Origin of the sequence: Paludibaculum fermentans (genome assembly GCF_051172195.1) — a bacterium.
Classification (GTDB): Bacteria; Acidobacteriota; Terriglobia; order Bryobacterales; family Bryobacteraceae; genus Paludibaculum; species Paludibaculum fermentans_A.
In genome coordinates this window covers 5,214,598-5,229,988 of the sequence record NZ_JBPJAQ010000001.1, presented here as the reverse complement: position 1 = coordinate 5,229,988, position 15,391 = coordinate 5,214,598, and the positions used below count along the sequence as shown (strand labels likewise).

Annotated in this window: 5 protein-coding genes and 1 tRNA gene; 3 read left to right on the top strand and 3 right to left on the bottom strand. The window is 63.5% G+C overall.

The window, feature by feature from the left end; translation table 11 throughout:
- Positions 1-34 precede the first annotated feature (34 nt).
- The 3 genes from ACR9Y2_RS21080 (at position 35) to ACR9Y2_RS21070 (ending at position 9,458) form a co-directional block, all read left to right on the top strand.
- A complete protein-coding gene (locus tag ACR9Y2_RS21080) occupies positions 35-2,743 on the top strand; it encodes a hypothetical protein (protein ID WP_435043630.1) in 2,709 nt (902 codons plus the stop codon).
- Positions 2,744-2,884: 141 nt separating this feature from the next.
- Positions 2,885-6,286 carry an arabinofuranosidase catalytic domain-containing protein gene (locus tag ACR9Y2_RS21075; protein WP_435043629.1) on the top strand — a complete coding sequence of 1,134 codons (3,402 nt, stop codon included), beginning with the start codon at positions 2,885-2,887 and terminating at the stop codon, positions 6,284-6,286.
- A 103-nt stretch (positions 6,287-6,389) separates the two neighbouring features.
- Positions 6,390-9,458 carry an arabinofuranosidase catalytic domain-containing protein gene (locus ACR9Y2_RS21070; protein ID WP_435043628.1) on the top strand — a complete coding sequence of 1,023 codons (3,069 nt, stop codon included), beginning with the start codon at positions 6,390-6,392 and terminating at the stop codon, positions 9,456-9,458.
- A 263-nt stretch (positions 9,459-9,721) separates the two neighbouring features.
- On the opposite strand, the gene ACR9Y2_RS21065 is transcribed toward ACR9Y2_RS21070, so the two are convergent.
- From ACR9Y2_RS21065 to ACR9Y2_RS21055, 3 genes are all read right to left on the bottom strand, one after another.
- A complete protein-coding gene (locus tag ACR9Y2_RS21065) occupies positions 9,722-10,759 on the bottom strand; it encodes a sensor histidine kinase (protein WP_435044888.1) in 1,038 nt (345 codons plus the stop codon).
- A 246-nt stretch (positions 10,760-11,005) separates the two neighbouring features.
- Positions 11,006-14,911 (bottom strand): ATP-binding protein, encoded by a 3,906-nt coding sequence (locus ACR9Y2_RS21060; RefSeq protein WP_435043627.1) that lies wholly within the window; start codon positions 14,909-14,911, stop codon positions 11,006-11,008.
- A gap of 403 nt (positions 14,912-15,314) precedes the next feature.
- Positions 15,315-15,389, bottom strand: a tRNA-Gly gene (locus tag ACR9Y2_RS21055).
- Positions 15,390-15,391 lie beyond the last annotated feature (2 nt).

Below are 15,391 nucleotides of genomic sequence, written 5' to 3'. Positions count from 1 at the left end.
CAGACCGGCGGCAAAAGATGGATCAAGGATTGACATGACGCCCAACTCATCCAGCAGACGGAAGTTTCTCCAGGCAGCCGGGCTTTCGGCCGTAGGAACCGGTTTGGCCGCGCCCGGCTCGGGCGTGTCGATCGTGATCGACCCGGCTGACCCGATCGGCTCATCAGGACCGGTGCAATGGGCCGCCGGGGAACTGCAAGGCGCGCTGGAGCAGAGAGGGGTGGCCGTGCAGCGGTGCGCCCGCCTGGCCGAGGCGCGGGAGGCGAGTTTCTGCATCACCGTGGCCGGCGCCCAGGCTGCGCTGGCGCGGGCCGTATTGAATGAGGCGCGAGCACCTCTTCCCTCCATGCCGGAGGCGCTGGTGCTGGCATCGGGCAGGACGTCGGGCCGCAGCGTGGTGGCCGCCTGCGGGACCGATGTGCGCGGCGTCGTTTTTGCCGTGCTGGAACTGGCAGACCGTGCGCGATACAGCAGCAATCTGATGGAGGCCGTGGCGGTGCCGAAGCCCGTGGTGGAGCAGCCGGCGAACAAGCTCCGCAGCGTCACGCGGCTCTTCACCAGCGAGGTGGAGGACAGACCCTGGTTCAACGACCGGCCGATGTGGGGCGCGTACCTCACCATGCTCGCCGGCCAGCGCTTCAATCGCTTCAACCTCGCACTGGGTATCGGCTACGACTTTCTGCGGAAGGTCACGGACGCCTATTTCCTCTTCGCTTATCCGTTCCTGTTGGACGTCCCCGGCTATCGCGTGCGCGTGCCACAGCTGGCGGAGCGTGAACGCGACAGCAATCTGGAAATGCTGCGATACATCAGCGAGCAGACGGTGGCTCGCGGGATGGAGTTTCAGTTAGGGCTCTGGATGCACGGCTACGAGTGGATTGACAGCCCGAATCCGAACTACACGATTGAGGGGTTGACCCACGAGACGCATGGGCCGTACTGCCGCGATGCCGTGCGGGCGCTGCTGAAGGCGTGTCCTGCCATCAGCGGCGTGACGTTTCGCGTCCACGGGGAAAGCGGGGTGGATGAAGGCAGCTATCAGTTCTGGAAGACGGTTTTCGAGGGTGTTTCCACGTGTGGGCGTACCGTTGAGATCGATATGCACTCCAAGGGCATGGACCAGGCGATGCTGGATATCGCAGTCGGCTCCGGCATGCCCGTCAAGCTCTCGCCCAAGTATTGGGGCGAGCATTTGGGGATGCCCTATCACCAGGCGGACATCCGCGAATTGGAGCGGCCGAAGCCGAACGCACAGACCAGCCGGCTGATGAAGCTGAGCGCCGGATCGCGCAGCTTTCTGCGGTATGGGTACGGCGACCTGCTCCGCGAGGATCGGAAATGGGACGTAGTCCATCGCATCTGGCCTGGCACGCAGCGCCTGCTGCTGTGGGGCGACCCCTTGACCGCCGCCGCCTACGCCCGGGCCTTCGGGTTCTGCGGCAGCGCCGGTGTGGAGATCATGGAGCCGCTCTCGTTCAAAGGACGGCGCGGATCGGGTCTACCGGGCGGACGTTGCGCGTATGCCGACGCGTCCTTGAATCCCCGGTGGGACTGGGAGAAGTACGTCTACGGCCACCGTATCTGGGGCCGGCTGCTGTACAACCCGGATTCGGCCCCGGATGTCTGGCAGCGTTATCTGCAGGCCCAGTTCGGCCCCGGGGCGGGAGCAATGGAATCGGCGCTGGCTCACGGCAGCCGCATTCTGCCCATTGTGACCACGGCTCACGCGGCGTCGGCGGGCAATAACACGTACTGGCCGGAAGTGTACCTGAACCAGTCGCTGGTGGATGCCACGCAGCCCGGCCCCTACACGGACAGCCCGGCACCCAGGGTCTTTGGTAACGTCAGCCCGCTGGACCCGCAGCTTTTCTATCGAATCAACGACTATGCGGACGATCTACTGAAGGACAAGGTGAGCGGGCAATACTCGCCGGTGGAAGTGGCGCAGTGGATTGAGGACCTCGCGGCGGCAGCGGCGAAGAGTGCCACGCAGGCGCAGGCGTTGTCGACAGGAAAGGACCGCCCCGAGTACCGCCGCGCCGCCATTGATGTCGACCTCCTGGTGGGCCTTGGGCGATTCTTCGGCGCCAAGTTCCGGGCTGGTGTGCTGTGCAGGATCTTTGAGCAGACCGGCGATCGGAGCGCGTTGGAGCAATGCCTTCGGCTGTACCGGGCGGCTCGCACGGCGTTCGCGACGGTGGCCGAGCGCGGCAAGGGTGTCTATGTTCCGGACATCACGGTGGGCGAACTGCGCCAGTTGCGCGGTCACTGGATGGACCGGCTGCCCGCCATGGATGCCGACATTTCGGAGGTCGCCCGGAAGTTGGAAGGAGCCAGGGCCGTGGACGGTTCTCCGCTGCTGACGCAGGCGGTTGCCCAGGCCACCGGGCGCCCGCGGCGTGTTCCGACGACGTGTCTCCATACGCCCGCGGCGGGATTCCGGGCCGGCGGGCCGCTGGAAATCACGCTGAGCTCCTCCGCTCCGATGTCGTCGGTGCAAATGCACTTCCGGCATGTGAACCAAGCGGAGCGCTGGGAGTCGGTGGCCATGGAGGCTCGCGGAGGCGTCTGGAGGGCAGCGATTCCCGCCGACTACACGAGTTCACAGTACTGGCTTCAGTATTACTTCGAGGTGAGAGGGATGGGACAGAGCGCCGCGCTGTATCCGGGGCTCGGGGCTGAGTTGAACCAGCAACCGTATTTCACGGTGAGGCGGGGCGTCGAGACATCGAGGGCAAAGTAACCATTCTGAGCGCTCGTGGGATTGGGGCGCACCGGACCTGGCTTCCGTGGATTCCCGTCAACCACCTGCGCGGCATCACGGGGCTGGAGGAGTTCGACAAGGCTTTATTTCGGCAGTTGGCCAAAGGCAATTAGGACAAACATGAATACGAGAATCACACCTGTGCAGATGTTCACCAGGGCGCTAACGCTGTGCGCCGCGTTGACGATGGCGACGGCGGCCGGGGCAGCACCGCCGCGTCCGCAAGGCCCGTGCGATGTCTACGCCGCCGCGGGCGCCCCCTGCGTGGCCGCGCATAGCAGCACGCGCGCTCTCTATGCCGCCTACAACGGACCGCTCTACCAAGTGCTGCGCCAGTCGGATGGCAAGACCCTGGATATCGGTGTGGTCCAGCCCAATGCGCTACCGGTGCCGGACGCGGGCGGCTATGCCAATGCGGCGGCGCAGGACGCCTTCTGCGCCAACACGCACTGCTGGATCAGCATTCTCTATGACCAGTCTCCCAAGGGAAACCACCTCATCCAGGCGCCGCGCGGCGGCTTCAGCGGTCCGGCCATGGGGGGATTCAACAACCTCCCCGTGGCGGACATGGCGCCGGTTACGCTGATGGGTCACAAAGTCTACGGCATCTTCATCGCGCCGGGCATGGGCATCCGCCTGAACGATGCGAAGGGCACGGCCGTGGACGACCAGGCGGAGGGACAGTACTGGGTGATCAACGGCCACCACTATAACTCCGGGTGCTGCTTTGATTACGGCAATGCCGAGACGGACAGCCGCGACGACGGCAACGGCACCATGGAGACCACCTACTATGGCAACGCCACGCCCTGGTACCGGGGCACCGGCAACGGCCCTTGGATCATGACCGACCAGGAGAACAACCTGGTGGGCTGTGTGAATCCGGATGGATCCAAGCTCTGCACAAACCTGCCGAGTATCACATGGCGGTTCGTCACCGCGATCGCCAAGGGCGAGCCACATCACTGGACGTCCATGGGCGGCGACGCGCAGCGGGGGCCGTTGTCGGTCATGTTCGACGGGCCGCGCATCGACGTCACCTACGATCCGATGCGCAAGCAGGGCGCCATCCTGCTGGGCAATGGCGGCGACAACAGTGTAGGCTCGCAGGGCACCTTCTACGAAGGCGCGATGACGGCCGCGGGCACGTTCCCTTCGGACGCCACCGACCAACTGGTGCAGGCCAACGTAGTGGCCGCGAAGTACGATGTGCAGCGGCTGAGCCTGGCGCCGGCGGCTGCCACGGCCACCCCGCCTGGAGTTCAGACGTTCTCGCCGGGATCCTCGCACGACGTCACCCTGACCTTCACGAATACGACAGGGGCGCCGGCGACGGGCGTGAAGCTGAGTGTTTCCGTTCCCAGGCAGTGGACCTCGGTGGCAGCTGGCTCCAAGACTACGCCGGTGACAATTCCTGAGGCAGTGGCCCCCGGCGCGAGTGTGAATGCAACATTCAAGGTCACCTCAGGGCCGGCGGCCTTCAACGGCGACCTGGTAGGGACGGCTTCCTGGACGGGCCCGAGCGGAACAACGCATTCGGAAACAACGGTGGCGAAAGCGCGGAACGTCAGTCCCATCAGGATCAACGAATTCCGAGTCAGCGCAGGCAATCCCCCCAATTCGACGAACTCGTTTATCGAGCTCTACAACGCCGGAGCCGGCGCCGTGGACCTCTCCAACTGGAGCCTGACCCAGCACCAGACCCAGCAGGCGATCTTCTCGTCAGTGAAGATGCCCGCCGGGACGAAGCTTGCGCCGGGCGGTTTCTACCTGTTGGGTCTCGCCAACTCGGGGCTGGCGGTGCCTGCGCGCAGCGGTGAAAGCACTGTGTACGTCAGGAGCACGACTGGTATGTCGGCCGGCGATACGATCGACATCGACACCGGCTCCAAATTGGAGACGCGCAAGATCGCGAGCGTAGGAACGGCGGCGGGCAACAGCACGACATTGTGGCAGCCCCTGCCCGACGGGATGGTGATCACGAATCCCGCCGGTTCGACCAACGTGCCCGTCACCAGTGTGTCGGGCTTTGAAGTGGGGCAAAAGATTGCCATCGGCTACGGCGCCACCTATCCCACCGTCGCCAGGACGGTGGAGAAGTATGAAGTGGCCACAGTTACCGCGGTGGGCAAACCGGGCACGCAGGCTTTCCTGGGTGTGGACGCGCCCGCCGGAGCGACCAATCTGAAGGTGACTTCGGTAGCCAACATTTCGGCTGGAGACAAGATCCGGCTCGACATCGACAGCGTCGGCCATGGGATCGAGACCGTCACGGTGACAAAGGTCGGGACCCAGGCGAGCCGCACCGCGCTGACCGCGGATGTGAGCGTAGGCGCGACCAGCATCAAAGTCCGCAGCGTAAACGGTTTCACGGTGGGCGACAAGCTGACGATCGGCACGCCCGCAAACCAGGAGACAGTGACGATCAGCGCGGTCGGGGCCAACGTCGAGTTTGCTCCGGCCCTCGCCAAGCCGCACCTCAACCGGGAGGAGGCAATCGCCCAGGGCACAGGACTGGAACTGGCCGCTCCGCTGCGCTTCCCGCATGCGGGCAACATGCCCTTTAGTGTGAGGGGTACGGGCATCACCTTCCAACCGGCGACCACCTTCGCGCATTCGAGCAACGAGCCCGTGCAGCCACTGGGTACGGGCATCACGTTGGACAAACCTCTGGCCAAAGAGCACGAGATCAACGCGGCCGTGCGGGACGCCGCGGTGACCACCGCTGGTTATCAGGGCACACCGGCCCCCAATCAATGGTTCGGGGGCCCGGCCCTCTCCTCCAGCGCCGGCAACATGGTGCTGCGTGACGCCGGCGGCCTGGTGGTCGACAGCCTCAACTACGGCCTGCCGGTCGATCCGTGGGCCTCAGAGGGGTATCATGGCATCTCGGGGTCAGGACAGGGCGGCTGCCTTGTGCCAGCACCCGGCTTTGCCCGTGGTTTCGGACCCGCCGCTGCGGCGTCGGGCGCGACGAACCGGAGCGCGGGCCGCTTCCCGGACGGCGCCGATACCGACAGCAACTGCTCCGATTTCCTGCTGCAGCCCGCCACCACCCTGTCGGCCGCTTCGGCCGCCGGCACGAACAACATCAAAGTCGCCAGCGTGGCAGACTTCAAGGCCGGACAGACGGTTCTCATCGACGCTGGTGGCGAACTGGAAAATGCCGTGATCGAAACAGTCGGCACGGCCGGGGCAACTACAGCGGGTACTGCCACCAACGCGGGCGCAACCGTAATCCCGGTCACTGGTGCAATGGGCTTCACGGCCGGACAGGCCATTCTGGTCGACGACGGAGCGAACCGTGAAACGGCAGTGGTTGTTTCCGTCACCTTCGGGTTCAGGAACTCTTCCATCACCGTGGCGGCGCCGCTGAAGTCTGCGCACGCAGCCGGGTCACCCGTTACGGGCACCGGCATCACACTGGCCGCCCCGTTGACCAAAGCGCATTCCAGCGGGACCCAAGTGGCCAGGAGCCTGCCCACTCCAGGCGCGCCCAACCAGTACGTCCGGTCGAAGTAACGGGCGAAAAAGCATGCGGGAGGCAAGCCGCTGACGCGCCAGGGTCCAGTGCTCAGCGGCTTCCTCCGATTCCACAAGAGTTGAATTGCGAGTAGAAACCGGTATGAAAATGAGAATCCTTGGTGTACTGATACCCGTGCTGGCCTTGGCGCTGGCTGGGGCAACGCCCCCGCGGCTGCAGGGTCCGTGCGACATCTATGGCGCGGCGGGCACCCCCTGTGTGGCCGCACACAGCACCACACGCGCGCTTTACGCCGCCTACAGCGGCCCGCTCTACCAGGTGAAACGCGCATCTGACGGAAAGACGCTGGATATCGGCATCCTTCCGCCCACCGCATCGCCAATAGCGGATTCAGGCGGGGTCGCTGACGCGGCCGCGCAGGACGCCTTCTGCACCAATACGCTGTGTGTCATCAACCGGATCTATGACCAGTCCGGTAAGGGCAACCATCTGCTGCAGTCGCCCCCGGGTCCGCTGTTTCCAGGTCCTGCGAAGGGCGGATTCGATACCCAGCCCATCGCGGACATGGCGCCCATCACGATTGGTGGACACAAGGCATACGGCGTGTACATCATGCCGGGCATGGGGTTCCGCAACAACGATGCCAGGGACCTGGCCATCAACGACGAGCCGGAGGGCATCTATTACGTCATCGACGGCACGCACTATGACAGCGGCTGCTGCTTCGATTACGGCAACTCTTCGACCAACGGCCGCGCCGTGGGCACAGGCACCATGGAAACCACCTACTTTGGTACCGCCACCGCGTGGGGCAGCGGCGACGGACCCGGCCCCTGGATCATGGCCGACCTGGAAGCGGGCCTGTTCTCCGGCTACAACGCGAAACAGAACCCCGGCGATCCGACCATCGATTCGTGGCGGTTCGTGACAGCCGTCGTCGACGGCGGCGGCGGCAACAAGTGGGATCTCCGCGGAGGCAACGCGCAGAAGGGCGGGCTGACCACCTTCTACAGCGGAATCCGCCCAGGCTCCCGGACCAACAGCAGTTATTACCCGATGCACAAACAGGGGGCGATCCTGCTGGGCATCGGCGGCGACAACGGCAACGGCTCGGCCGGCACGTTCTACGAGGGGGTAATGACCACTGGCTATCCGACAGAAGCCACCACAGATGAGGTGCAGGCCAATGTCGTGGCGGCGCGGTATGACGTTCAACGAGTGAGCCTGTCGCGAGTCACGACATTCACTCCGGGATCGACGCAGAACGTCACCGCGACGTTCACCAATGTCTCTGAGGTGCCTGCGACGGGGGTCAAGCTAAGCCTCTCGGTCCCCGCGGGGTGGACCGCCCGCGTCTCCGGCAGCGTTTCGAAGACATTCGACGCGCCGGTGGCGCCGGGCGCCAGTGTGAGCGCGGCGTTCCAGGTCACCTCTCCGTCGAAGACCGGCGCCGGCTTCCTCACCGGCCGGGCTGAGTGGTCGATTCCAACTGCCGGCCGAAAGCAGTTTGACGCGATACCCGCAAGAGTGCGGAATGTACTGCCGGTGAAGATCAACGAAGTGCGGCTAGGCACCACCACTAACACGACCGACCAGTTCATCGAGCTCTATAACGCTGGTTCCAGCGCCGCAGACCTCTCCAACTGGACTCTTGTGAATACGCAGAGCCAGTGGGCCGGCGTGAAACTGGCGACCATCCCTACCGGGACCAGGCTCGAGAGTGGCGCCTATTATCTTCTCGGCCTGTCCGGCTCAGGACTGGCTGCGCCGGCCACTGTGGGTGCGACGACGGTCCAGGTGAGGAGCATCATCGGTCTCGCGCCGGGTGAGAAGGTCGACATCGACGGAGAGATCCGCACGATTGCCAAGATGGGGACAGCCGCCGCGGCACTGACGACGGTGTTCGAACCCGTGTCTACGGGACCGTGGCTGACGGTGCCGGCCGGCTCCACCAACCTGCCCGTGACGAACGCGGCCGGCTTTTCCGTAGGGGAGAAGATCGGCATCGACATTGGGGGCAACTACGAACTGGCCACGGTCACCGCGGTCGGCCAGGCAGCCACACAAACAACGCTGTCGGCCGCGTCGGCCGCGGGCGCCACCAACATCAAGGTTGCGGCCAGCGACAACGTGAGGCCCGGTGACACGCTGACGATCGGCACTGGCGGGCGAAAAGAGATCGCTACGGTGAAGAGCGCCGGTTCCAGCGGAGCCAGCGGCGCCGGCATTGATCTCGCAGCCCCACTCAAGTTCGACCACGCGGCGGGCATTGACGTCTCTGATGTGGGAACAGGCATCAGCTTCACGCCGGCTACCAGGTTCCCGCACGTCAGCGGCGACGCGGTGCAGGCGCTGGGCAGCGGCCTGACGCTCGACCGTCCTCTGGCCAGGAGCCACGAGTACGGCGCGGCCGTGGTGAATACCCAGGCCGCTACTGTGGGCTACCAGGGGCCGCCGGCGCCCAATCAATGGTTCGGGGGCACTCTCTCGGCCAGGGCCGGTTCTATCGCGCTCCTGGACGCCGCAGGCGCCGTGGTCGACGCGATGGTCTACGGATCCCAGCAGAGCAGTTCCAGTGGCAACGGGACCATTACCAGCCCCGAACTGGCCACGCTGGAGGGCGACCAGGGCAAGGGCGGCTGCATCGTGGTGGTGCCGCTTCCGATCGGTGGAGCGGGCCGCAGCCGCGGCCGCTTCCCAAACGGCGCCGACGCCGATAGCAACTGCACCGATTTCCAGACCCAGGCCTCTGCTTTCCTGCCGTTGGGTGCGTCCGCGGGCGCGACCAACATCAAGGTCGGCAATATGACCGGGTTTACCCCGGGCCAGAAGATCCTGATCGATACGGGGGCGAATCTCGAGACCGCCGTCATCGCCACAGTGGGCACGGCTGGCGCTTCCACGGTGCGGACAGACACCAGCACCGGCGCCACCGTTCTCCCCGTCGCTAGCGGGATGGGCTTCAGCGCCGGGCAGACCATTACGGTCGACAGCGGCGCGAAACAGGAGACGGCTGTGATCGCCTCCACGGCTTTCGGAAGGGGTGGCGGCACAATTACCGTCTCCGTGCCGCTCACGGCGACGCATTCGGCCGGAGCTCAGGTCTCCGGCAGCGGTATCAGCCTGACCGCCCCGCTGAGCAAGACTCATGCTGGGGGAGCGCAGATCGCCAGCGGCGTGCCCACACCCGGCGCACCCAATCAGTTTTAGGGCCTGGCAGACTCACACCCAAAGCCTGCGGCAATTGGCTGAGCTGTTCGATGAGCTCAACCGGCGCCTTTGCCGGCATCCACGGGTCGGCAAGTGGGAATTGAGAGCACAAGAGATTCGAGGTCAGAAGGAAGATCTGATGTTGCTGGGTGGACCGGCTTGCGCTCAAGGAGGTCGAGGTCGGTGGCTGCGCCGGAAGTAGTCCTGTGTATCGCCAGTCCGGTGATATGCGTCAGCGAATCAGCCAGCCACTCACCCGCTGCTTACCTTGCGAATTCAACATAAAACGTCGTCCCTGCGCCAGCACGAGACTCGAACCATGCCTTGCCGCCTAGGTAGCTCTCCGTCAGCAATCGGATACTGTACGTCCCCAAGCCCCGGCCGGCTCCTTTGGTACTGAATGACCGTGTGAACACATGAGCACGCACGTCCTCACTCATTACGGCATGATTGTGCACGGAGAACCGCACCAGGCCAGGTTGAATCACTTCACAGGTGGCTGTCACCACCTCCTTCGTTCTGGAGGCCTCCAGCGCATTCTTTAACAGGTTGATCAGGACGCGGCCCAGCAGTGCGGCATCGATCTCAAACTGGACAGAAGGTGCACCGTTCTGGATCACCACCTGTTTATCTTGTGCGAAGCCGAATGACCTGCAGGCAGCCACGGCATCGTGCAGTGCGTTGAGGGAATCGACCTCGGACTTGACCACCGCGAGGTCGCCTCTTTCAGCCGACAGCAGCATCCGCTGGCTACGAATCTCCTCCACCAGCGCGTGTGCCGACGTAGAGAGCATTTCTATGAACTCGGCTTGCTCCTCCTGCGGCATCTGCTCGCCAGCCAGCACGGTTGAAACGCCTTCGACGGCGCTTGCCCGATTCATGATGTCGTGAAGAAATGTCCGCTCCAGGGCCTCGCGCCGCTTCTCGGCGCTAATGTCGCGCAGCGAGTAACATTGCCACCCCTTGGAGAGTTCCGGCAACGGCTTGACATCCACTGCGTATTCCGCCGATCCGCTTCCGGTCCCGTCATCACACTGCAGCAGGCACTCGCCCGAACTCGCATTACCTTGTTGCCCCGCAACCAACTCCTGCACCAGACCGCAATAGCGGCAAGACTCGCTGGTGCCACAGCCGCCAGGCATCTCCGCGGCATGGACACAGTGCAGCAGTTCACCTGGCCGCATCCCAATGGCGTCGTTCTTATTGGCCAGTCCACCGGCCTTTGCGCAGGCGTCGTTGCAGAGGACAATCTGCCTTTCGGCATTCACCAAGGCGACCATATTTGGCGAGATGTCGAGCATGGCCGCCAAGGTCGGATTCTCCCCGATCTGCCGAGCCTGCTCCAGCATTTGCTCGCCGGACAGCCGTTCAGCCGGCAGGAACACCGTATGAGTAGGCATACTTCACCCAGAAACATATCGGACGGATCGGTCTGAACCATTAGATCCCCATACGATGGGCAGATTTCAGCCCATGGTGCCACGAGCGGCGATGATTCAAACGGGTGCGCTCTCCATTAGGTAGTCGTCCTGGAGACGTTCCGAACCTCAGGCATCAGCTTCACGGCTGTAGCGGTGGGGTGACGGTGGATTCCGGAGCGTCTCGTGGACAGCCTTAATGAGAACGCTCGGAGCGAAGGGCTTAGCCAGGAAAGTGACCGGAAGATCAAGGTGCTCCCGGTCAGTGCGCGGGTCAGCGTAGCCGGACATCAGGATCACACGAATGCCCGGACGGGCGGCCATGATCGACTGGGCCAACTGCGTTCCATGAATCACCGGCATGACAGCGTCGGTAACCAGCAAGTCGCAGGATTCGCTGAGAGCCAGGGCTGAAGTTGGATCAGATGTCAGCCGTACATCATAACCATTGTGTGTGAGTACGTCGAGGATCAGCTTGCCCACCGCCGGCTGGTCCTCGACCACGAGGATCCGCTCATTGCCGCGCGGGACCGAGACAGCGAGCGGCGGCTTCACTGGCTCAGCGGCTCGTTTGGCGACCGGCAGATAGACGTCGACGGTAGTTCCCTTGCCGAGGGTGCTCGTCACCTCGATTTCGCCCCCGATTTGCCGGACAATCCCATAGACAGTGGCCATGCCTAAACCTGTACCCTTGCCAAATTCCTTTGTTGAGTAGAAGGGCTCGAAGATGCGGGAGAGCGTCTGGGGATCCATCCCAATACCGGTGTCGGCCACCCGCAGCCGGACGCACGGCCCGTCCATCGCGGCAGGATGGGATTGCGCCACTCGACATTCGGCGATATCGATGCGGATGTCGCCACCACCCGGCAAGGCGTCGCGAGAGTTGATGACCAGATTCATCACCACCTGTTCCAGTTGAGCGGGATCAACATCCAGCAGGGCCGGTGCGGGGGAAGGGGCGAAATGAATCGTGACGCTCTCCCGCACCAACCGTCGCAGCAGCGCGCAAAGGTCGCTGATGGCTTCGTTGGCGTCAATCACCCGTGGCTGCATCATCTGGCGGCGTCCGAACGCCAGCAACTGGTGTGTGAGCGCGGCCGCGCGCTGGCCAGCCTGCAGAATCGCTTCGGCGTGCGAGCGCCAATTGGGGCTGGTCATCGGAACCTGCTGCATCAGTTCGGCGTAACCGTTGATCACGGTCAGTAGATTGTTGAAGTCATGCGCAATACCTCCGGAAAGCAGGCCGATCGCTTCGAGGCGCTGAGAACGGTGGAGGCGCTCCTGGATGGCTTTGGATTCCGTGATGTCGGTGGAGATACCGCAGACAGCGTTAGGTTGGCCGCTGCCGTCATATAGAGGACCCTTGATGATCAGGTAAGTGCGTTGGGCGCCCTCTCGGGAATCGGTTGCTTCGAATTGAACCACTCGATCCTGCTCAATGACGACTTCGTCGTTCGCCCGAAGGAAACCGCAAGTCTCCGTGCCGGGGATCTCTGCGTCGGTCTTCCCGAGGACCTCGGCGCGCCGACCTCCCAGCAGGATCTGGTGCTGCAGATTGGACACCAGATAGCGTCCTTGAAGGTCCTTAACATAGATGCCGACAGGCGCCCGATCCAGGATTGTCTGGAAGCGCTCCTGGATTCGTGAACGCTCCTGGTAGTCGGCGGCGATCTGGCGCGTCTTCTCCTCAACCAGACGAGCCAAGTCACGATGGCGGCTCAGGTGCTGATGGATAGAGAAGGTCACAATCGCGCAGGTCAGCAGCAAAGCCAGTATTGGGAATGGCTGCCGATACCAGGCCACCAGGACCTCGAACTCATGAACAACCGCTGGACTGACATTGAAATTGCGGTCCAGGGCACGAACCTCGAGACGATGGGAACCTCCGGCAATTCCTTTGAGGGAAAGCACCGGGCGGGCATGGAAGGCCGACCAGGTGCCGGCATCCAGACGGTGAGAGAAGAGCAGCCGGTGTGGGGCGCTGAACTTCCAGCGATCCCTCGCGTGCAGGATGATCTGGATTTCTCCGCCCGGAGCGAACCGCGGAACGTTCAGATCCGCTGGCACTTCTGCAGCCGGAGGATCCGGATCGGCTTGGTTTTCGCGGACACGTGCTCCCAGCGTCGTGCTCACCAGGATGCGCCCGTGTGAATCCTCACTCACCGCCCAGGCACTCGCGTCGGGCAGTCCATCTTCCGCACTGACTTGAACACAGCCTCCGTCGCGGCAACGCAAAAGTCCGGCGCCTCCGGCCACCCAGACGCTGGCATCGCGAGCGACGTAGATGTTCCGAACTGTTTCAAGATCCCTGGCCACCTCACGCCATGTATTGCCGTTGTACTCAAGGAGGAAGCCTCGTCCGCCCACCAGGAGCTTCCCGTCCGGTAGACCAGCGATATCAGAAACACCCATTGCGCTCCTCTCGGGCGGGAGCGGGATGTAGGTGACCTCTCCGTTCTGATACCGAAAAAGGCTCTTTTCCCAGAATGCCCCCACCCAGACGGAGCCGTCATCGAAGCTGACGACTGCGCGTGGCCACTCGTTCTTCGCCTCCAACGGGAGTCGGAAGGCATGGCGGAAGGCTGTCCCGTCATACGAGTAGATGTCCACTCGCTGATCGTTCCCGATGCACCCCACCCATGCGCCATCCACCCCGCGCGCGCCGACAAACGCACAGTTGCTTTGCCCTGGAACCGAGGGCGTCTCAAACTTATCGTGGCGGAGATTGTAGACAAGCAGGCGGTCCGTCCCACTGACGACCCTGACCGGGATCGCGAGCCGGCCGCCTGGCAGCACGGCGAGCCGGTTTCCCAGCCCGATGTTGGTGGCTTGGGGAACAGGCAACTCACGTCCGGTCCAGTGGCCGGCTGCGAGAATCCAGAGCTTCCGCGCGCCCAGAAAGTACGTCTCGTGAGTGACGGTCTCCTGGATCGTATTCACGTGGGCCTTAGACAGTGTATACAGGCCAGGGGCCTGCCAGACAGGAGGGGCGTAGCGGGCGACGCCGAGCACGCCGGCCAGCCAGAAGATTCCATGCGGTTGAACAGCGACGTCGAGAATGCGGCCGGACAGCACCTTGCTCTCCGGGACGGGTTCTTCCACCCCGTCAGGCCACAGGTAGCCAAGCCTGTGTATCCCCCCCCCCTGTCGAAGTACCCATGTGCCGCCATGGATTCCCGGCCAACCCGCGATCCGCTGCTCACCTTCGCCAGTCCGGGCGATCACTGAGGCCCTGAATTCGTCAGCCCGAATCAATACTGCGCGGCCGGTGGCCTCCAGTGCGCTGGCATAAACGAATTCTCCGCCGTCAAAAAGGTTGCTGAATGCCCGGAGATCGCCATGGCTTTCGCGAGCCCACCTCTCGCAGCGGAAGGATTTACCGGCATCCGGCCCAAACGAGATGCGGGCAATCCCTTGATCCGCGGCAATCCAGAAGCCATAGGCGCCAGCCGGGACGATGGAGTGGACCGTGCCGATGCTGCATCCGCTGGCGGGAACCGGGCGCGATTGGCCAGTGGCCGCGTCATACTCGCGCAGGCCTCGAGCTGAGAGGTAGAGCACCCGATCGGCGGAAAGGGGATAGAAGCGGCGCGCCCCGTTGGCCTGAATCATGCTCGATGGATCTGGCTCGCCAAAATCCGGGACTGGAAAGGAGATCCACTTACCATTGGTGAAGCGCTTGAGTCCCCTGGCAGGCCTCCCGGGTTCCAGATCGACAGCCCACAACTGGCCGCCGCCCTCCTCAACACGTGCATCAATTCCGGGCGAGGGAATGTGACTAACGGTGAACCCATCGAGCAGGCTCATCTGGGGGATTTGGCCATGTGTGATGCGGATTTGGCCGGACACACCGGCAGAGATCGCTCCCGCAAAACTCTCGGCCAAGCCGTCGCTGGAAGTGAAGTAGCGCCAGGTCTCGCGCGGTTGTGCCGAGCCGCTGCCCGCTATCCCCGCAATCAGGAGCAGCAGCAGCCAACCGCGGTAACCCCCTTGCACGGCGATTCTCAACCAGAATCTCCGCAACGAGGTCCGCATTCAGACTCCCCTTCCTTGCCCACAGGCGGGAAGTAATTGCCTCAGGCTGTTCGCCTGGCAAAAGACAGCCCGCAAGCGACAGGCGCGAGAGGACTCATCAGGAAACAGGGATTGCACCGGCGCCTGCTCCTGGTGAAGCTCTCTTCCGCCATGGGAATCATAGGACTCGCACTGGCTGATTGCAATCGAATTCAGTTCGAGGTTCCGCTGCCGGTGGACCGCCTGGCATCGGTGTCAACTCCGGAGCCTTTGAGGTCCTGCTTTCGAGGACTTCGAGCCTGATCCAGAGCCCAGCGACTGAAGGCGGCAGGCTTTGTGGTTGTAATGGAGAACGGAACCTCCGGGAGCATAGTGCTGTGGTTCCGTTGCCGGCGTCGGATCTTCTCGCAAATTGTGGTGAGTATGGAGCGGGAGACGAGACTCGAACTCGCAACCAACAGCTTGGAAGGCTGTGACTCTACCCTTGAGTTACTCCCGCTC